Source organism: Amycolatopsis sp. BJA-103, from assembly GCF_002849735.1.
GTDB lineage: Bacteria > Actinomycetota > Actinomycetes > Mycobacteriales > Pseudonocardiaceae > Amycolatopsis.
Map to the genome: position 1 here is coordinate 184,221 of NZ_CP017780.1, position 19,049 is coordinate 203,269.

General features: G+C 68.8%; 20 protein-coding genes. 12 read left to right on the forward strand and 8 right to left on the reverse strand.

The window, feature by feature from the left end; genetic code table 11:
* Positions 1–193: 193 nt before the first annotated feature.
* From BKN51_RS00955 to BKN51_RS00975, 5 genes are all read left to right on the forward strand, one after another.
* On the forward strand, positions 194–1,444 hold the full coding sequence (locus BKN51_RS00955) for a S8 family peptidase (protein ID WP_101605797.1): 1,251 nt from the start codon (positions 194–196) through the stop codon (positions 1,442–1,444).
* 100 nt (positions 1,445–1,544) lie between these two features.
* Complete coding sequence (locus BKN51_RS00960) at positions 1,545–2,297, forward strand: SDR family oxidoreductase (protein ID WP_101605798.1); 753 nt, start codon at positions 1,545–1,547, stop codon at positions 2,295–2,297.
* Positions 2,294–3,358, forward strand: coding sequence for a phosphotransferase family protein (locus BKN51_RS00965; RefSeq protein WP_101605799.1), 1,065 nt, complete (start codon positions 2,294–2,296; stop codon positions 3,356–3,358). The genes BKN51_RS00960 and BKN51_RS00965 overlap by 4 nt, the downstream gene beginning before the upstream one ends.
* Positions 3,358–4,014, forward strand: a complete 657-nt coding sequence (locus BKN51_RS00970; protein ID WP_101605800.1) for a histidine phosphatase family protein — start codon at positions 3,358–3,360, stop codon at positions 4,012–4,014. Before BKN51_RS00965 ends, BKN51_RS00970 begins: the two co-directional genes overlap by 1 nt.
* A 10-nt stretch (positions 4,015–4,024) precedes the next feature.
* Positions 4,025–4,942 (forward strand): SMP-30/gluconolactonase/LRE family protein, encoded by a 918-nt coding sequence (locus tag BKN51_RS00975; RefSeq protein WP_101605801.1) that lies wholly within the window; start codon positions 4,025–4,027, stop codon positions 4,940–4,942.
* Here the strand turns inward: BKN51_RS00975 and BKN51_RS00980 are convergent.
* Positions 4,934–5,404: a VOC family protein gene (locus BKN51_RS00980; protein ID WP_101605802.1), complete on the reverse strand. Its 471-nt coding sequence runs from the start codon at positions 5,402–5,404 to the stop codon at positions 4,934–4,936. The two genes, BKN51_RS00975 and BKN51_RS00980, sit on opposite strands and share 9 nt — an antisense overlap.
* Before the next feature lie 62 nt (positions 5,405–5,466).
* Here BKN51_RS00980 and BKN51_RS00985 point away from each other — a divergent pair, with 62 nt between their 5' ends.
* Entirely contained in the window at positions 5,467–6,417 is a 951-nt protein-coding gene (locus tag BKN51_RS00985; RefSeq protein ID WP_101605803.1) for a helix-turn-helix transcriptional regulator, read from the forward strand.
* Between the two features lie 227 nt (positions 6,418–6,644).
* Here BKN51_RS00985 and BKN51_RS00990 read toward each other — a convergent pair whose 3' ends face one another.
* Genes BKN51_RS00990 through BKN51_RS01005 form a run of 4 tightly spaced genes read right to left on the reverse strand, consistent with a single transcriptional unit; the run spans position 6,645 to position 10,382 of the window.
* Positions 6,645–7,472 (reverse strand): enoyl-CoA hydratase family protein, encoded by an 828-nt coding sequence (locus BKN51_RS00990; RefSeq protein ID WP_101605804.1) that lies wholly within the window; start codon positions 7,470–7,472, stop codon positions 6,645–6,647.
* Complete coding sequence (locus BKN51_RS00995) at positions 7,469–8,161, reverse strand: SDR family NAD(P)-dependent oxidoreductase (protein WP_101605805.1); 693 nt, start codon at positions 8,159–8,161, stop codon at positions 7,469–7,471. Before BKN51_RS00995 ends, BKN51_RS00990 begins: the two co-directional genes overlap by 4 nt.
* A complete protein-coding gene (locus BKN51_RS01000) occupies positions 8,158–9,660 on the reverse strand; it encodes a benzoate-CoA ligase family protein (RefSeq protein WP_101605806.1) in 1,503 nt (500 codons plus the stop codon). The genes BKN51_RS00995 and BKN51_RS01000 overlap by 4 nt, the downstream gene beginning before the upstream one ends.
* On the reverse strand, positions 9,657–10,382 hold the full coding sequence (locus BKN51_RS01005; RefSeq protein ID WP_101605807.1) for a creatininase family protein: 726 nt from the start codon (positions 10,380–10,382) through the stop codon (positions 9,657–9,659). The genes BKN51_RS01000 and BKN51_RS01005 overlap by 4 nt, the downstream gene beginning before the upstream one ends.
* 48 nt (positions 10,383–10,430) lie before the next feature.
* Between BKN51_RS01005 and BKN51_RS01010 the strand changes: the two genes are divergently transcribed.
* The 4 genes from BKN51_RS01010 to BKN51_RS01025 all read left to right on the forward strand — a co-directional run bounded on the left by BKN51_RS01010 (position 10,431) and on the right by BKN51_RS01025 (position 14,406).
* Positions 10,431–11,252, forward strand: coding sequence for a PaaX family transcriptional regulator (locus BKN51_RS01010; protein WP_101605808.1), 822 nt, complete (start codon positions 10,431–10,433; stop codon positions 11,250–11,252).
* A complete protein-coding gene (locus BKN51_RS01015; protein ID WP_101605809.1) occupies positions 11,249–12,031 on the forward strand; it encodes a tryptophan 2,3-dioxygenase in 783 nt (260 codons plus the stop codon). Before BKN51_RS01010 ends, BKN51_RS01015 begins: the two co-directional genes overlap by 4 nt.
* Complete coding sequence (locus BKN51_RS01020) at positions 12,028–13,218, forward strand: kynureninase (RefSeq protein ID WP_101605810.1); 1,191 nt, start codon at positions 12,028–12,030, stop codon at positions 13,216–13,218. The genes BKN51_RS01015 and BKN51_RS01020 overlap by 4 nt, the downstream gene beginning before the upstream one ends.
* A gap of 117 nt (positions 13,219–13,335) precedes the next feature.
* Positions 13,336–14,406, forward strand: a complete 1,071-nt coding sequence (locus tag BKN51_RS01025) for a Glu/Leu/Phe/Val family dehydrogenase (protein WP_101605811.1) — start codon at positions 13,336–13,338, stop codon at positions 14,404–14,406.
* A gap of 83 nt (positions 14,407–14,489) precedes the next feature.
* Here the strand turns inward: BKN51_RS01025 and BKN51_RS01030 are convergent, their stop codons facing one another.
* Both BKN51_RS01030 and BKN51_RS01035 read right to left on the reverse strand, forming a co-directional pair.
* Entirely contained in the window at positions 14,490–14,678 is a 189-nt protein-coding gene (locus BKN51_RS01030) for a DUF5302 domain-containing protein (RefSeq protein ID WP_076164687.1), read from the reverse strand.
* Between the two features lie 76 nt (positions 14,679–14,754).
* On the reverse strand, positions 14,755–15,720 hold the full coding sequence (locus BKN51_RS01035) for a winged helix-turn-helix transcriptional regulator (protein ID WP_101605812.1): 966 nt from the start codon (positions 15,718–15,720) through the stop codon (positions 14,755–14,757).
* A 131-nt stretch (positions 15,721–15,851) separates the two neighbouring features.
* On the opposite strand from BKN51_RS01035, the gene BKN51_RS01040 reads away from it, so the two are divergent.
* Positions 15,852–17,324 carry a carotenoid oxygenase family protein gene (locus tag BKN51_RS01040; protein ID WP_101605813.1) on the forward strand — a complete coding sequence of 491 codons (1,473 nt, stop codon included), beginning with the start codon at positions 15,852–15,854 and terminating at the stop codon, positions 17,322–17,324.
* A 144-nt stretch (positions 17,325–17,468) separates the two neighbouring features.
* Entirely contained in the window at positions 17,469–18,692 is a 1,224-nt protein-coding gene (locus tag BKN51_RS01045; RefSeq protein WP_101605814.1) for an acetyl-CoA acetyltransferase, read from the forward strand.
* Here BKN51_RS01045 and BKN51_RS01050 read toward each other — a convergent pair.
* Positions 18,608–19,006 (reverse strand): hypothetical protein, encoded by a 399-nt coding sequence (locus BKN51_RS01050; protein WP_101605815.1) that lies wholly within the window; start codon positions 19,004–19,006, stop codon positions 18,608–18,610. The genes BKN51_RS01045 and BKN51_RS01050 overlap by 85 nt on opposite strands.
* Positions 19,007–19,049: the final 43 nt, after the last annotated feature.

Here is a 19,049-nt window from a genome sequence, read left to right on the forward strand (position 1 = left end):
TAACAGTCTGGGGTAACACTCCAGGGGCGCCTTCTGCCAGGCGAAAACGCCTTTCCGGACGAGCGCCGTTAGTCCTTATGGCCTAGTACTGGTAACTGTGAATCATTGCCCGGCACCTGGCGAACCGGTTTGCATGGCTGCAGCAACGATCATCCTCCCGGGTGATCCGCACGGTGCGGCAGGAAGGGAACCAGTGAGCAAGTCCCGGAAGAACCTGAAGTCCCGAAAGACCCGTAGCGGTTTGGTGGCGGGAGTCGCCCTCGCCGGTGTGACCGCGGCGGTCGCCACGTTCGGTGCGGGTGCGGCCAACGCCGACCAGCAGGGCGAGATCCGCGGCGCCGGTGCGGCCAACGCGGTCGGCGGCAGCTACATCGTCGTCCTCAAGCCCACCGCGGTCGGCCAGGGCGTGGCCGCGGCGAGCGAGATCACCGCGAACGTCGCCTCCAAGGCACAGGGCCTCACCGGTCAGTACGGCACCACGCTTTCCCGCACCTACGGCTCGGCGCTGAACGGCTTCTCGATCAAGGCCGACGAGGCCGCCGCGAAGCGCCTCGCCGCCGACCCGCAGGTCGCGTACGTCGTCCAGAACAAGACGTTCAAGATCAGCGAGACCCAGGACAACCCGCCGTCGTGGGGGCTCGACCGCGTCGACCAGGCGGACCTGCCGCTCGACAACAAGTACACGTACCCGACGAAGGCCGACAACGTCACCGCCTACGTCATCGACACCGGTGTCCGCGGCTCGCACAAGGACTTCGGTGACCGCGCGACCGGCGGCAAGGACTTCGTCGACAACGACGACACCCCCAACGACGAGCACGGTCACGGCACGCACGTCGCCGGCACCATCGGCGGCACGGACCACGGCCTGGCCAAGGGCGCCAAGATCGTCGGCGTCCGGGTGCTGGACGCCAACGGCAGCGGCACCACCGAGGGTGTCGTCGCCGGTGTCGACTGGGTCGCGGCGAACGCCAAGGGCCCGTCGGTCGCCAACATGAGCCTGGGCGGTGGCGCGGACGACGCCCTGGACGAGGCGGTCAAGGGAGCCATCGGCAAGGGCGTGACCTTCGCGCTCGCGGCGGGCAACGAGTCCTCCGACGCCGGCACCACCTCCCCGGCCCGCGTCAAGGAGGCCATCACGGTGGCCGCCAGCGACAAGACCGACAAGCAGGCCAGCTTCTCGAACTACGGTTCGGTCGTGGACCTCTACGCGCCGGGTGTCGACATCACCTCGTCGTGGGGAACCGGTGACGACGCCACGAACACCATCAGCGGTACCTCGATGGCCGCTCCGCACGTCGCGGGCGCTGCCGCCCTGTACCTCTCGGCCCACCCTGACGCCACCCCGGCCCAGGTCGCCGAAGGTCTGGTCGCCGCGGCCGCCGACGGCAAGATCAGCAACCCGACCGGGGGCACCGCGAACAAGCTGCTCCAGGTGAAGTAAACGTCCTTGCGGACAGGCTGCCCCCGGCGAACTCCAGGCGCCGGGGGCAGCCACCTGTCCGAGGGGCGCCGGACTTGTTACCAACGGGTAAGCTCCAGCCATGGTCCTGCGGAAGAACATCCTGATCACCGGGGCGAGCTCCGGACTCGGCGAGGGAATGGCCAGGCAGTACGCCGCCAGAGGCCGCAATCTGGCACTGGCCGCCCGCCGTGTCGACAGGCTCGAAACCCTCGCCGCGGAACTCAAGAAGGCTTATCCCGGCATCACCGTGGTCACCCGGAAGCTGGACGTGAACGACCACGACCAGGTCTTCACCGTCTTCGAGGAGTTCCGTGAGGAGCTCGGCTCCCTCGACCGCGTGATCGTGAACGCGGGCCTCGCCAAGGGACAGCCGATCGGCTCCGGCCGGTTCGACGCCAACCGCCAGACCCTGCAGACCAACTTCCTCGCCGCGGCCGCCCAGATCGAGGCCGCCGTCGGCATCTTCCGTAAGCAGAAGGAAGGCCACCTCGTGGTCGTTTCCTCCTTCTCCGCGCTTCGCCCCTTCCCCGGCAACATGACCGCGTACGCCGCATCGAAGACGGGCGTCTCGGCGCTCGCCGAGGGCACCCGGATCGAGCTGATGAGGACGCCGATCAAGGTCACCCAGCTGCTGCCCGGGTTCATCGAGTCGGAGATGAACGTGGACATCTCGAAGATCCCGCTCGCCGTGAAGGCGGAGACCGGCGCGCAAGCGCTGGTCAAGGCGATCGAAACCGAGAAGGCGAAGGCGTTCGTGCCGTCGTGGCCGTGGACCCTGCTCTCGAAGGTGTTCCGGTTCGTCCCGGTGTCGGTGCTGAAGAAGTTCGCATGACCCTGGCCGAGGACAAGACCGTCGAGGTGCGCGGTGAGGACTCGTTCGACCCCGCGGTGGTGCACGCCTGGCTGTCCGGACACGTTCCGGGCCTCGGCGACGCGCCGCCCGTGGTTCGCCAGTTCCCCGGTGGAGCCTCGAATCTCACGTACCTGCTCACCTATCCGGACCGCGAGCTGATCCTGCGGCGCCCGCCGCTCGGGCACAAGGCCGCGTCCGCGCACGACATGCGCCGCGAGTTCCGCGTCCAGCAGGCGTTGCGGCCGGTCTTCCCTTACGTGCCCGAGGTTCTCGCCTTCTGCGACGACGAAACCGTGCTCGGCGGCGACTTCTACGTGATGGAACGCCTCGAAGGCCTGATCCTGCGGGGAGATCTGCCCGCGGGGATCGACCTGTCGGCCGAGAGCGCGCGTGAGTTGTGCGGCAAGGTCGTCGACCGGCTGGTGGAGCTGCACGCCGTCGACGTCGAGGCCGCCGGGCTGGCCGATCTCGGCAAGGGCGCCGGTTACGTCGAACGCCAGGTGCGCGGCTGGTCTGAGCGGTTTCTCAAGGCGCGCACGGACAACGTCCCCGACTGCGCCGAGGTGATGGCGTGGCTGAAGGAGAATCAGCCGTCCGAGGTCAAGATCTGCTTGATCCACAACGACTACCGGCTCGACAACCTGGTCCTCGACGACGATCTCGGCATCGTGGGCGTGCTGGACTGGGAGATGGCCACCCTCGGCGATCCGCTGATGGAACTCGGCAGCACGCTGGCGTACTGGGTGCAGGACGACGATGACGACGTCATGAAGCTCAGCCGCCGCCAGCCGACGCACGTGCCGGGGATGTACACGCGCGAGGAATTCGTGCGGCGGTACGCGGAACGCTCCGGCCTCGCGATCGGCGACTGGACGTTCTACGAGGTGTACGGCCTGTTCCGGCTCGCGGTGGTGATCCAGCAGATCTACTACCGCTTCCACGCGGGGCAGACGAGCAACCCGGCGCTGAAGGATCTCTGGCAGTTCGTCGGCTATCTCGACGGGCGTTGCCGCCGGATCATCGCGAAAGGCCAGGCGTAATGGGCGCGATCTACCTGGTCCGGCACGGGCAGGCGTCATTCGGCGCGGAGAACTACGACCAGCTCTCGCCGCGCGGCTTCGAGCAGTCCACTGTGGTCGGTGAGGAACTGCTGCGGCGGGGTGTCGAGTTCACCCAGGCGCGGTCGGGTTCCCTTGCCCGCCAACGGGACACGGCCGCGACGGCGTTGAAGACGCTCGGTTCCGGGGTTGCCGTCGTCGAGGACGAACGCTGGAACGAGTACGACCACGTCGACATCGCGAAGTACCACGCGGCCGGTGTCCAGCAGACCGATTCGCGGGCGTATCAGGCCGCTTTGGACGGCGCGCTGAGCGCGTGGATCGCGGCCGGAGCCGACGGACCGTGCGCCGAGACCTGGCCTCAATTCTTGGAGCGGGTGAAGGGCGCGCTGGCGGACGTCGTGGCGTCATTGGGCAAAGGCGAGCACGCCGTCGTCTTCAGCTCCGGTGGGGTGATCGCGACGGTCTGCGGCGCGCTGATGGGCGCGCCCGAGGCGGGGCTGCTGAAACTGAACCGGGTCACCGTGAACGCGGGCATCACCAAACTGGTGTCCGGCCGCGGCGGGGTGACCCTGCTGTCGTTCAACGAACATCCGCACTTCGAGGCGGAAGCCGCGAAACTGCTCACCTACCGCTAGGAGACACGCGATGGCGTTCGGCGAGGTCACGGTCATCCCGGTCAACGGGCACGGTCCCGAAGACGTCGTGGTCGACGACCAGGGGCGCGTCTACACCGGCGTCGACGACGGGCGGATCCTGCGCGTCTCGCCGGACGGCAAGCGGATCGACGTCCTCGGCGACACCGGCGGCCGCCCGCTGGGGCTGGAGTTCTACGGCGACGATCTCCTGATCTGCGACGCCAAAGCCGGGCTGCTGACGATGCCGCTCGCCGGTGGCGACATCACCACCCTGGCGACTTCGGCGGTGGGCCTCGACTTCGTGTTCTGCAACAACGCCGCCGTGGCCGCCGACGGCACGGTGTACTTCACCGACTCGTCGCGGCGGTTCGGCATCGAGAAGTGGCGCGACGACCTGATCGAGCAGACCGGCGGCGGACGGTTGTTGCGCCGCACCCCGGACGGGAAGATCGAGCAGCTCGCCGACGGTTTCCAGTTCGCCAACGGGGTCGCGCTGCCGCCCGACGAGTCCTATGTGGCCGTGGCCGAAACCGGCGCCTACCGGGTCGCTCGCGTGTGGCTCACGGGCGACCGGGCGGGCACGCGGGACTATCTCGTCGACGACCTGTGGGGCTACCCCGACAACATCTCGACCGGCAGCGACGGGCTGATCTGGATCACCGTGGCGAGCCCGAAGGTGCCCGCGCTTTCCTTGATACAGAAGCTCCCCGCGCCGCTGCGGGCCGGTGTCCGCGCGCTGCCGACGTCGCTCCAGCCCGCGCCCGCGCGGGAATGCGGGGTGCGCGGGGTGACTCCGGACGGGAAGCAGGTCCACGAACTGCGCGGGGAGATCGACGGGTTCCATGTCCTCGTCGGGGTCCGGGAACGAGCGGGGAAGCTGTACTTCGGCTCCCTGGAGGACAACGCGATCGCCGTCACGTCAGTCTAGGCAGAATTCGTTGCCCTCCGGGTCGTTCATCACGATGAAACCGAGGCTCAGCGGCTGCTCGGGCTCGAAGCGCTGAATCCGCTTCGCCCCCAGCGCGACCAGCCTGTCGCACTCGGCCTCGAGTGCCGCCATGCGCTCGTCCCCCTCGAGACCGGGAGCGGCGCGGAGATCGAGGTGGATGCGGTTCTTGGCGATCTTGTCCTCCGGGACCTGCTGGAAGAAGATCCTCGGTCCCACGCCGTCCGGGTCCTGGAGGGCCGACCTGCTGTTGCGCTGCTCCACGGGCACGCCGACCCGCTCGAGGAACTCGTCCCACGCGTCCAGCGGATCGGTGCCCTCGGGCACTTCGACCCCCGGCGGGCCGGGGTGGACGTAGCCCAGGGCGTCGCGCCAGAAGGTCGACAGGGCTTTCGGGTCGAGGGCGTCGAAGCTGACCTGGAATTCGCGGCTCTTGCGGTTCATGGGACCACTCTGACATGCCTAGCGGACAGGATCGGTCCGCTATCTCTGACAGAGTGGGTGACATGGAGGACGAGCGGGGCACGACCGAGCGGGTGCTCACCCTGCTCGGACTGCTGCAGCAACGCGCGGTGTGGACCGGTCCCGAACTGGGCGAACGGCTCGGCGTCACCCCGCGCACGATCCGGCGGGACATCGAGCGGCTGCGCGCCCTCGGCTATCCGGTGCAGGCCAGCAACGGCGTCGGCGGTGGCTACCAGCTCGGCCCCGGCCACGACATGCCGCCACTGTTGCTGGACGACGAGGAGGCGATCGCCACCGCGGTCTCCCTGCTCGCCGGCGCGGGCAGCGGTGACGCCGCGCTCCGGGCCCTCACCAAACTGGACCGGGTGCTGCCGACCAGACTCCGGCACGAGGTCCGCGCGCTCTCCGGCTCGGTGGTCTCGTTCGACGGAAGCCGCGCGCCGATCGACCCCGACGTGCTCATGACACTGGCGCGCGCGTGCCGCGACGAGGTCGAGGCGGGCTTCGGCTATCCGTCCTCCTCGGGTTCCACGGTGCGGCGGGTCGAGCCGTACCGGTTGGTGGCCTCGGGACGGCGTTGGTATCTCTTGGCTTTCGACCTCGACCGTGACGACTGGCGCACTTTCCGCGTCGACAAGATGGCCGAGGTTGCCGCGCGTTCGTGGCGTTTCCGTCCGCGTCCGGCGCCTGATGCGGCGGCTTATGTCCAGGAGAACGTGGCGAGCCGGGTCTATCAGCATCAGGCGCGGTTTTTGGTGCACGCGCCCGCTTCGGTCGTGCGGGCGCAGATCCCGGCGTCGGCCGCGGTGGTGCGGGAACGGGGGGACGCGCGGTGCGAGGTTTTGAGCGGGGCGGGGGATCTCGATTTCCTGCTGATGCACGTGGTGGTGCTGGGGCATTCCTTCGAGGTGATCGAGCCGGTGGAACTGGAGGAACGGTGCCGGGTTCTGGCCGAACGGTTGCTTTCGGCTGGGGGTTCCGTTCGCGAGTGACCCGCATTTAGAGGACTAATGCGGTGCGGGCCGGGCCCGGTCGCGGCCTGGGCCCGGCGTTGCGAAAGCCACTTTCGCAACCTTCAACGTTGCGAAAGTGGCTTTCGCAACGCCTGATCGCCGACTGCGCTGACCGGACGTAGCGAAGGCCTCCTTCACTACCTTCAGGGTAGGTAAGGAGGCCTTCACGGAAGGCGCGCATTTAGAGGACTAAACGCGACCCTCGCCTAGCGCCCGGTCCATTGAGGTGAGCGCCCGGCCACCCAGGCGGCATAGAACTCCCCGTGGTCCTTGGCGGTCATCAGCAAAGCCTGCGTGATCGCCTCGAGCTCGATGGAGCTCCCCAGGTCCATGTCCTGCTCGCGCGTCAGCAGCACCTTCGTGGTGCTGTACGCCAGAGCCGGGCCATCGGCCAGACGCCGTGCCAACGAAGAAGCCGCGGAAGGCAAGTCGGAGTCGGGGACGACCTGCGAAGCCAGCCCGATGGCCTCGGCCCGCGCGGCGTCGATCTTGTCGCCCAGCATCAGCAACTCCGTCGCCCGCCCCAAGCCGACCAGCCGCGGCAGCAGGTACGCCGAGCCCATGTCCGCCCCGGCCAGCCCGACCTTCGTGAACAGGAAAGCGAACTTCGCCGACGAGGCCAGCAGCCGGAAGTCACTGGCCAGTGCGATCACCGAACCCGCGCCCGCCGCGACGCCGTTCACCGCGGCGATCACCGGGATGGGGCACTCACGCAGCGCTTTCACCACCGCGCCGGTCATGCGGGTGAACTCCAGCAGTTCCGCGGACTCCATTTTCTGCAGTTCGCCGATGATCTCTTCGACGTCGCCGCCGGAGCAGAACCCGCGGCCGCGGCCGGTGATGACCAGCACCCGGACGTCGCCGCGGTGCGGCAGTTCGGCCAGCAGGTCGCGGAGGTCCGCGTAGATGTCGAAGGTGAGCGCGTTCAGTTTTTCGGGGCGGTCCAAGGTGACCGTGGCGACGCCATCGTCCACAGTGAACTCGAAATGTTCCCAGTTCGCCGTGATCGGCGGCGTGGCGCGGAACGGGCTCATGATTGGATCCCACCTCCATCGAGGACGAGTGTCTGTCCGTTGATCGCGGCGGCTTCGGCGGCCGCGAAGAAGGTCACCGCGTGGGCGACCTCGTCTGGTTCGAGCAGGCGGCCGAGCGGGGACGCGGCGGCGAGGGCGGCTTCCGCGCCGGCTTCGTCGCGGCCGGTCCGTTCCTGGATCCGGGCCATCGAGGCGGCCGTCATGTCCGTGCGCACGAAGGCGGGGCAGACGGCGTTCGCGGTGACGCCGGTGCCCGCGACCTCGGCGGCGGTGGCGCGCATCAGGCCGACGGCGGCGTGCTTCGAGGCCGTATAGCCCGCCGTGTAGCGGTAGCCGATGTGCGACGCCGTCGAGGCGACGGTGACGATCCGGCCGGTGCCGCGCGAGCGCATGCCGGGCAGAACCGCCCGTGTGCACAGGAAAGCGCCGGTCGCGTTGACCTCGATCTGGGTCCGCCACTGGTCCAGCGACGTCTTCACCAGCGGCGCGCTCGCCGAGATCCCGGCGTTGTTCACCAGGACGTCCACCGGCCCGAGGCCGTCGAAGTACCGGGCGACGGCGTCCTCGTCGGTGACGTCGCAGTCGGCCCGGCCGGGGGCGTGCACCTGGTCGCCGGCGGCCTGGAATCGGGCGGCGATGGCCGCGCCGATCCCGCGCGTCCCGCCGGTGACGACGACGATCCTGCTCACTCTGCCTCCACCCGGCGCAACGCGCGCCGATCGAGTTTTCCGTTGGCGGTGCGGGGGAGTTCGGTCACGAACACCACCTCGCGCGGATACTTGTGCTTCGCCAGATGGGTCCGCGCGTGGTCCTTCAGTTCTTCCGGGGTGACGGAAAGGCCTTCCGCCAGGACGACGCACGCCCGCGGGACCACCAGGCCGTCGACGCTCACGCCCAGTACCGCGCAGTCGACGACGGCGGGATGACCGATCAGGCAGTCTTCGATCTCGCTCGGCGCGACGAACACGCCGGACACCTTCAGCAGGTCGTCGGCCCGGCCGTGGTGGTGGAAGTACCCGTCGGCATCGCGGCTGAAGAGGTCGCCGGTGCGCACGGTGTCGCCGTGGAACGTCCGCGCGGTCTTCTCCGTGTCGCCGTGATACTCGCGGGCGATGGTCGGACCGGTGACCTCCAGGGTGCCGATCTCGCCGTCCGGCAAGGGATCGTCACTCTCGTCGAGGATGCGGGCGGTGTAGCCGGGGACCTCGCGGCCGAGGCTGCCGACCCGCTGCGCGCCGGGCACATTGGACAGATAGATGTGGTACGCCTCCGAGGAGCCGATCCCGTCGATCACCGGGACACCGAACAGGTTGTCCCACTTGCGATGCAGCTCGGAAGGCAGCGCCTCGCCCGCCGACGTCGCGAGCCGCAGCGAGCTCATGTCCACTCCTGCCGCCGAAGGATGGGCGATCATCGCGCTCATCATGGTCGGCACGTTGACCAGGATCGTCGGCCGGTGGCGCTCGATCAGCGAGAACAGCAGCTCGGCGGTGCTGCGCTGCGGGAACACGATCCCGGAAGCGCCGACGCCGAACGGGAACAACGCGGTCAGATCCCGCGCGTAGCCGAAGAACAGTTTCGGCACGGCGAGCACGCGATCGTCTTCGCGCAGGCCGAGCACTCCCAGCGCGTACCGGTCGAAACTCTCCAGCGCGCTGCGCGCCGGGTGCACGCACGCCTTGGGCGAACCGGTGCTTCCGGTGGTGAACTTCCAGATCGCGACGTCGTCCAACGAAGTCGGAGCGGCTTCCAGTTCCGCGGAGGCCGAAGCGACCATCGTGGCGAACGAGTGCTCGCCGGGCTCCAAAGCGACGTCGCCGATCACCAGCAGGTTCCGCGCCCCGGCCTGGCGCAGCGCAGGAAGGGTCGCGGGATCGGCGACGACGACCACGGCCTCGGTGTAGTCCAGGTAGTACGCGTAATCCTTGGGCTGCAGGAAGGAATACACCTCTGCGGTGACCGCGCCGATCTTCTGCGCCGCGTACCAGACGGCCACGAACTCGATGCTGTCGTTCAGCGCCAGCAGGACCCGTTGTCCACTTCGGACACCGAGCTCCCGCAGCACGTTCCCGGCCCGGTTCACCCGCGCCGCCAAATCCGCGTAGGTGACTTCCTCGTCACCGCACACCAGCGCCGTGCGGGAACCGGGGAGGCGGTCCACGAAATGGGTCGCCAGATTGAAGGTCATACCAGCTCCCGGATCGCTTCGACCAGGATGTCGGTGAGCACCGAGAAGGTCTTCTCGCCTTCTTCGGCGGTCGCCTGGGCGGGGGTTCCGCAATAGGCCTCGGTCATCCCGGCCGAGGCGAAGTCGGTGACCCCGCCGCGCGCCAGGTCGACGTGGACGGCGGGCAGGTCGCGCTGGACGACGGCGTCCACGAGGTCCGGCCGGTCGGCGAGCACCAGCGACGTCTCGTACTGCCCGGCATGACACTCGCCGGAGCGGAACTCGTCGGTGAGCCGCGCCGCGTACCGGCGGCGGACCAGGTCCACGAGGCCGACGCCCGCGGTTTCCGTCACCCGCCGCAGTACGGCGAGGTGCGCGGGCTCGAAATGGTTGTTGACCAGCAGGATCCGGGGGAGTCCTTGCTCGGCGAGCGCGCCGCAGATCTCGGTCAGCAGCGCGTGCAGCGTCTCCTCGCCGATCGAGATGCCGCCCGCGAACCCGGCCGCGAACCGGGTCACGCCGTAGGGCACCTCTGGCAGGATCAGCACACGAACGCCGGGGTCGCCCGCCAGCCGCGCGGCGGCGCGCTCGCACATTCCCCGTGAGATCAGGGGATCGGTGCCCAGCGGCGCGTGCGGTCCGTGCGGTTCGACGGCGCCCACCGGCAACAGCAGCACGGGAACGCGCGCGTCGGACGCGAGCGCGGCGACCTGGCGCGAGCTCAAATCCGCGAAGTACGTCACTCGAATCAAGCTACACCGCAGCGGCCTGAGGTGTATAGAGTTGCTCGCATGCCCGAATCGGCCACACCTCACGGCGACCCAGGTCCCCAGGAACTGGTGATGACGCTGCTCGGCACCTACGTGTCGCCGCGCGAGAGCCGCCGTGTCTGGTCCGGCGGCCTGGTCGGCGTGCTCGCCGGGCTGGGCTACTCCGACGGCGCGGCGCGGATCGCGCTGGCCAGGCTCGCCCGCCGCGATCTGCTCGCGAGACACAAGTCGGGCAGGCTCGTCCACTACTCGCTGACCCGCCGCACGATCGCGTTGCTCGACGACGGCGACCGCCGGATCTTCTCCCTCGGCAGGCGCGAACGCGAGGTCGGGGAGTGGACGGTCCTGTGGCAGAGCATCCCCGAAAGCCGCCGTCAGGCCCGGGAACGGCTGGTGCGACGGCTGCGCTTCCTGGGTTTCGGCCCGGTACAGGACGGCACCTGGATTGCCCCGCACGACCGCGAGGCCGAGGTGCTCGCCCTGCTGGCCGAATTGGACGTCTCCGAACACGCCGGGCTGATGCTCGGGACACCGTCGGCGGGGCTCGACGTCCGGCGGTTCGCCGGCCGGGCCTGGAACCTCGACGGCCTCGCCGCGCGTTACGACGCGTTCGTCCGAGATTTCGGCGGATATTCAGGCGACCTGCCTGACGCCGAGGCGTTCCAGGTCCGAACCTGGCTGACGCACACCTTCCGCGCCTTCCCGTCGCTCGATCCGGAACTCCCGGTCGGGCTGGTGCCCGCTCCGCCGAGCCGGGCGGCCGCGGTCGAGCTCTTCCACGATCTTTACGAGGCGCTGGCACCGGCGGCACAGCGCCACTTCGATGAGGTGACCGAACCATGAACGACACTCAGGCGGCATTGAGTTACACGTCCTACCTTTCGCTGGACGAAGTGCTGGACGCGCAGCATCCGAGGTCCGACGAACACGATGAACTGCTCTTCATCGTGATCCACCAAGTGTATGAACTTTGGTTCAAACAAGTTCTCCACGAGGCGCTTTACCTGCAGGAGCAACTCGAAGCGGGTAACACCGCTCACGCCACCCGCACGCTGAGGCGAATCCTGACTATCTTCAAGGTGGTGGTCGCGCAGATCGATGTGCTCGAGACGATGACTCCGAGCCAGTTCACCAGCTTTCGCGCGCGACTCGACGCTTCGAGCGGGTTCCAGTCGGCTCAATTCCGCGTACTGGAGGCCGTTCTCGGCCGCCGGGACGAGCGGGTGTTCGCGCATTACCCCGAGGGCGGTGACCAGCGTGCCCAGATCGCGGACGCGATGGCACGGCCGTCGCTCTTCGATTCCTTCGTCACGTACCTCGCGGTGAAGGAGTACGACGTCCCGACCGGGCGCGATGTCACCAAGCCACTCGAACCCTCTCCGGCGCTCCAAGAGGTTCTGCTGCGGGTGTACCGCGACGACACAGGGCCGTCCGTCGTGGCGGAGCACCTGGTCGATCTGGACGAAGGGATGCAGGAGTGGCGGTATCGGCACGTGAAGATGGTCGAGCGCACCATCGGAGACAAGACCGGGACGGGGGGCTCGTCGGGCGCGCACTACCTGCGTTCGACGCTTTTCTCCCCGATGTTCCCGGACCTCTGGGCGGTGCGGAGCAGGCTTTGACGAACCTCGACGAACTCCGCCGCGACCCCAACGCGCTCGCGGCGCATTACACGGAATTCGGTGTGGCGGACCGGATCCTGTTGACCGGGCATTCGCACCAGGCATGGCCGGACGTCGCGCGGGAAGGTCTTCTCGAGGCCTTCGCCGACGCGGCCGAAGAGGTCGACACGAAATGGGACCGGGCCTTCGCGAAGGCCGACGAGCTGCGGGCCGGGTTCCGGGCGCTGCTCGGTGACCCGCACGGCGGCATCGCGCTCGGCGCCAGCACCCACGATCTGGTGATCCGGTTCCTGTCGGCGATGGACCTGCGCGGGCGCCCGCGCCTGATCACCACCGACGGGGAGTTCCACACGCTGCGCCGTCAGCTGGCGCGACTGGCCGAGGAAGGTGTGGAGGTCGTCCGCGTCCCCTCGGCACCGGTCGCCACCCTGGCCGAGCGTGTCGCGGCCGAGGTCACCGAAGACACCGCCGCCGTCCTCGTGTCGGCCGTGCTGTTCGAGACCTCCCGGCTCGTGCCGGGCCTGGCCCACCTCGCCGACGTCTGCCTCTCGAAGTCGGTGAACCTCGTCGTCGACGCGTACCACGCGCTCGGCGTCGTCCCGTTCGCGCTGCACGACCTCGGGCTCACCAACGCCTGGGTCCTCGGCGGCGGCTACAAGTACCTCCAGCTCGGCGAGGGCAACTGCTTCCTGCGGATGCCCGCGCACGCGCAGGAACTGCGGCCGGTCGTCACCGGCTGGTACGCCGAATTCGGCGCGCTCGCGGACGAGCGCCGACCCGGCCAGGTCGCCTACGCCAGTGGTTCGGACAGGTTCGCCGGGGCGACCTACGACCCGACGAGTCACTACCGGGGCGCTCGCGTGTTCCGGTTCTTCGCCGAGCAAGGGCTCACACCCGAGTTCCTGCGGGAGGTCTCGCGGCACCAGGTCGGCTTCCTCGCCGAAGGCTTCGACAAGCTGGGCCTGCCCGAAGACGTCATCACTCGCGACCGCGAGACGCCGCTGGACCGCATCGGCGGCTTCCTGTCCCTGAAGTGCGCGGACGCCGGAGCGTTGCAGGCCGCCCTCGCCGAACGCGGGGTCCGGACCGACAGCCGCGGCGCGTACCTGCGGTTCGGCCCGGCGCCGTACCTTTCCGACGGTCAACTCGACTCCGCACTGCGCATCCTGGGCGAGATCGTCCGCTAGGTTTGCGCTGTGGCACCGTCGCCGCCGGATGACCTTCGTGCGGGGGCTGTGCCTTGTTCCAGGAACTTCGCACGTGAGCCACAAGCCGCGTGCACTCCATGACAAGGAGTCACCACAGTGACCGAAGTGTTCGGCCAAGGTACCGGCCATGAACAGGTCGTCTTCTGCCAAGACCAGGCCACCGGCCTGAAGGCCATCATCGGGATCTACTCGACGGCGCTGGGGCCGTCGCTCGGCGGGACCCGGTTCTACCCCTACGCATCCGAGGATGCCGCGCTCGCGGACGTCCTCGCGCTGTCGAAGGGCATGGCCTACAAGAACGCGCTCGCCGGGCTCGACCTCGGTGGCGGCAAGGCCGTCATCATCGGCGACCCCCACAAGCACAAGTCCGAAGCGCTGCTTCGCGCCTTCGGCCGGTTCGTCCAGTCGCTGAGCGGCCGCTACATCACCGCCTGCGACGTGGGCACCTACGTGCAGGACATGGACATCGTCGCCCGCGAATCGGAGTTCGTCACGGGCCGCTCGCCGGAGAACGGCGGCGCCGGCGATTCCTCCGTGCTCACCGCCTTCGGCACCTACCAGGGCATGCGCGCCTCCGCGGACGCCGTCTGGGGCGTCCCGGACCTCGCGGGCCGCAAGGTCGGCGTCGCCGGGGTCGGGAAGGTCGGGCACATCCTGGTCGGGCACCTGATCGAAGCGGACGCGCAGGTGGTCATCACCGACGTCTCGCCCGCGGCGATCGAGCGCACCCGCGCGGCGTACCCGGGCGTCGAGGTCATCGAAGACCTCGACACGCTGATGCGCACCGAACTCGACGTCTTCGCGCCGTGCGCGCTGGGCGGTGTGCTCACCGACGAGACCGTCGCCGAACTCCGCACCAAGATCGTGTGCGGAGCGGCCAACAACCAGCTCGCGCACCCGGGCGTCGACAAGCTGCTCGACGACCGCGGCATCCTCTTCGCGCCGGACTACCTGGTCAACGCCGGTGGCGTGATCCAGGTCGACGACGAGCGGCACGGCTTCGACTTCGCGCGGGCGAAGCGCAAGACGACGGCCATCTTCGACACCACCAAGGCGGTGTTCGCGCTGGCCAAGGCCGACGGCGTGCCCCCGGCGGCGGCGGCCGACCGGCTGGCCGAGCGCCGGATGACCGAGGTCGGCGGACTGCGGTCGATCCTGACCGTGTAGGTCTCCCAAACGCTATGAAGGGGACTTTCATTGCAAAATTTGCAATGAAAGTCCCCTTCATGGCACGCGGGAGAGGCTGGGACTCAGCCGCTCTTGCGACGGAAGGTGCGCTTGTTCGCGGCGGGCCCGTGCGCGTGCAGGTTCTTGCCGCCCGCGTTCTCGTGGGCCGAGCCGGAGCGGGCCTGAGCCTGCTTGCGCTCCAGCGCCTCACGGAACTTGCGCTTGGTGTCGTCCTCTTCTCCATCCGCTGGGGACGGCGCGGGTTCAGTCATTGCTACCTCCGAGGTGACGACATGTGACAAGTGCCCAGCCTGTCAGGAACCACCACGGATGGCGAGTCGATTTACGTCACCTCGGCGGGGCGGGCAGCTGGACCGGGCCGCCGAACTGGATCCGGTTCCGCAGCAGCGGCCGCCAGCAGTGGTCGCACAGCAGGATCGGCTTCAACCGGTTGCCGCAGTCGACGTGCTCCAGCGTGATGTCGGGTTCCTGTCCCGGCACCTCGAAGCCCCGCGACCACTCGGCGATGAAGGCCAGCGCGGGGAAGAACGCGAGACCTTTCGCGGTCAGCCGGTAGTCGTGCGCGTCGGTGCGGGTCTTCGCGGTCCCGGTCCGCAGCACGCCGACCTCCACGAGTTTCGACAGCCTGCCCGAAAGCACGCTGGGCCCGATGCCGAGTTCGCGTTCGAACTCCGAGAAGTGCCGGGCCCCGAGCAGCGCGCTCACCACGAGCCCGGTCGACCATCGGTCGCCGAGGAGTTCCATGGTGTCCGGGAAGAACATCAGCGGATCGGCGGCCAGGGACTCGGCGTCCTTGCGGCGGAAGCGTTTCCCCGCCGTCGCTTCGACGACTCCGGTGTCGTCGAGGCGGCGCGCGCGGATGTCGCGGGCGTCGACCCGGCGTTCGCAGGAGGCACAGCCGAGCGGCGCCGACGTCGCCAGTTCGCAGTCGAGGTGGATCAGCGTCGGCAGCACGGCGCGCCGTCCCTCGACCCATTCCCTTTCCCAGGCCCAGATCGAGATCAGCAGCGGCCACAGTTCGAGGCCGCGTTCGGTGAGCCGGTACTCGTGCCGGGTGCGCCGCGCGTCCCGGTACGGCGTGCGGACGAGCATGCCCGCGTCGACCATTTCGCGCAGGCGCCCGGACAACGCGGTGGGCGAGATGCCGAGCCGGAGCCGGAGTTCCTCGTAACGGCGGAAGCGCAGGAAGAGGCTCTGCAGGATCAGCAAGGTCCACTGATCGCCGAGCAGTTCGAGAGCCCGGCGCAGCGGATCGCCCGCCGGCCTGACGCGGTGCGCCGTCGCCTCTGTCACGTAGTTCCCTTCGGATGGTGTGTCGCGCTCAGCGTACTACTGACTACAGCAAACGAAGTCTATTGACAGCTGGCTACAGAAATCATAGTCTCTCAGCCAATCGGTCAACGCGAACCAACCGGGGAGAACCGATGACCAGCACCTCCGAGCAGCCGATCCTGGTGGCAGCCGCCACCGGGGAACCCGAGGTCAACCCGTATCTGATGGGCGTCTACGCCCCGGTCGGCGAAGAGCTCGACGCGAGCGATCTCGAGGTCATCGGCAAGATCCCCGCGGATCTCAACGGGGTGTACCTGCGCAACGGGCCCAACCCCCGGTTCGAGCCGGAGGGCCGCTACCACTGGTTCGACGGCGACGGCATGATCCACGCCGTCCACCTGGAGAACGGCAAGGCCCGCTACCGCAACCGCTGGGTCCGCACCAAGGCGTTCGAGGCCGAATCCGAAGCGGGCAAGGCGCTCTGGAAGGGCGTCATGGAGTCGCCCAAGGACAACCCGTTCGGCAACACGCACGGCCTGAACGTCAAGGACAGCGCCAACACCGACCTGATCTTCCACCGCGGCCAGGTGCTCTCCACCTGGTACATGTGCGGCACGCCGTACGCGGTGGACCCGCTCTCGCTGGAGACGCTGGGCGCCGAAGACTTCCTCGGCACGCTGGTCGGCGACATGATGGCCCATCCGAAGGTCGACGAGCGCACCGGCGAGATGTTCTGGTTCGACTACGGGCCCCGGCCCCCGTACCTGCGCTACGGCGTGATCAGCGCGGACGGCAAGGTCGTGAACACGACCGAGATCGAACTCCCCGGCCCGCGCCTCCCGCACGACATGGCGATCACCGAGAACTACGCCGTTTTGATGGACCTGCCGCTGATCCAGGACATGGAGGCGGCGCGCAACGGGCGCCACAAACTGCTGTTCGACCGGTCACTGCCGAGCCGGTTCGGGGTACTGCCTCGCTACGGTAACGGTAGCCAGATCCGCTGGTTCGAGGCCAGCCCGTGCTACATCTACCACGTCGTCAACTCCTGGGAGCAGGGCGAGGAAATCGTCCTCGACGTCTGCCGTGTCCAGCGCCCGCAGCCACGCGCGGACGCGCACACCCCGCTCGCCAAAATGCTGTCGTACCTGCGGCTGGACGCCTCGCTGCACCGCTACCGGTTCAACCTGCGGACCGGACAGTGCCTGGAGGCCCAGCTCGACGACGACAACACCGAATTTCCGTCCGTCGACTCGAGGGTGGTCGGCGGCCGGAATCGCTTCTCCTACGCGGTGCACATCTCGCCGGATTCGACGCTCAAGTTCGACGGCCTGGTGTGTTACGACAATCGTGCCGGCACCAAGACCGAATATCGTTTCGGTCCGGGCCGGTGGGGTAGTGAGGCGCCGTTCGCACCTCGCGACGGTGCGGCCGCCGATTCCGATGACGGCTATCTGGTGACTTTTGTCCAGGACGAGCGTGAGGGGCGCTCGGAGCTGGACATCTTCGACGCCGCCGATCTCACTGCCGGACCCGTGGCCAGGGTCCTGTTGCCCCAGCGTGTCCCGCTCGGTTTTCACGCGACCTGGGTCCGGGCGGACCAGCTGGAACCTTCCCGTAAGTGAGTGATCCCCTTTCGCGCCGGCCCACCGCCAGAGGTGTGGGCAGGTGCGCGAGGGCCGGATTAGCCGCCGTCCGAGTCGCCCCTTCCAGGGGGTGGGGCGACTCGGGCACGGCACCGGCCCTGGACCTGGAGAGTGGAACGGCCGATGACGGTCTTCGTACTGGGCGGGGCACAGACCGATTTCGCGCGGAACTTCGCGAAAGAGGGCGGCGGGCTGTTCGAGATGTTCGCCGAAGTGGTGCCGGACGCGCTGGTGGACGCGCAGGTCGAGCCGAACGACATCGGTGTCGCCCACGTCGGCAACCTGGCGGCCGAGTTGTTCACCGGTCAGGCCCAGCTCGGCGGGCTGCTGGTGGCGGCCGTCCCGGATCTGGACGGCATCCCGAGCACCCGGCACGAGGCCGCTTGCGCTTCGGGCGGGACGGCGGTGCTCGCCGCGAGCGCCGACATCGAGTCCGGACGGTACGACGTCGCGCTGGTGACCGGGCTGGAGCTCATGCGCAACACCGACGCGCGGTCCGCGGCGGGCCACCTCGGCTCCGCGGCCTGGGTCGGCGCCGAGGCGCGCTCGGCCGATTTCCCTTGGCCCGTCTTGTTCGCCGACGTCGCCGATGCCTACGACTGGCGGTACGGGCTCGATCCCGGGCACCTCGGCCTGTTCGCCCGCAACGCTTTCGCGAACGCCGCGCTCAACCCGATGGCGCAGGCGCGCGACTGGAGTTTCCCCGACGGTTCGTTCGGTCAGGACGACCGGCTGAACCCGGTGGTGGCGGGCGCGCTGCGCAAGAACGACTGCGGCCGCATCTCCGACGGAGCCGCCGCGATCGTCCTCGCCTCACCGGAATTCGCCGCCGAGTGGGCGAAACGCGTGGGCCGCGATCTCGCCGAAGTCCCGCGACTGGCCGGATTCGGTCACCGGACGGCGCATTTGTCGTTGCGGGGCAAGCTGGATCGCGCCGAAGGACAGGAGTACCTGTTCCCGCATCTGCGGGGCGCGGTGCTCGACGCGTACCGGCGCGCGAAGGTCTCCGGCGCCGAGGAGATGGACGTCGTCGAACTGCACGACTGTTTCACCATCACCGCGCTGGTGGCGCTGGAACATCTGGGCGCGGCCCCGCCGGGAGCGGCGGGACGGCTCGTCGAATCCGGCGGGATCGCGCGGGACGGCGTTCTCCCGGTGAATCCCGGCGGCGGGCTGCTCGGCCTCGGTCACCCGGTCGGCGCGACCGGGGTGCGGATGGTGCACGACGCCGCGCGCCAGGTCGCGGGAACCGCCGGGCCGCTTCAGATCGAGGGCGTGCGGAACGTGCTGACCTTGAACGTCGGGGGATCCTTCACGACCGTGGTCGCGATGGTCGTCGCCCGCTGAACCCACCGGCCGCGATACGCCGCTCCGGTGAGCGTCGCCCCGAGGAAGACCGCGGCGGCGACGCCGGTTTCGAGGGTGAACTGGAGTGCGCCGAGCGATCCGACGGTGAATCCCGAATGGACGCTCCAGGCGATCACCGCCGTCCCGGCCGCGGCGGTCGTGCTCGTCACCGCTCCGGCGACCAGCACGACGAAACCCAGTGCCGCCAAGGACAAGCCGTGACGGTCCGCCGAGCCGAAGAGGCCGGCCACCGACGCCGCGGCGACGACGGCGACACAACCGAACGGGAAACCGAAGCACTCGGGATTCCTCATCCGCCCAGTCAACTCCGCGTGACCGGGCGTGCGGTCAGCGTGA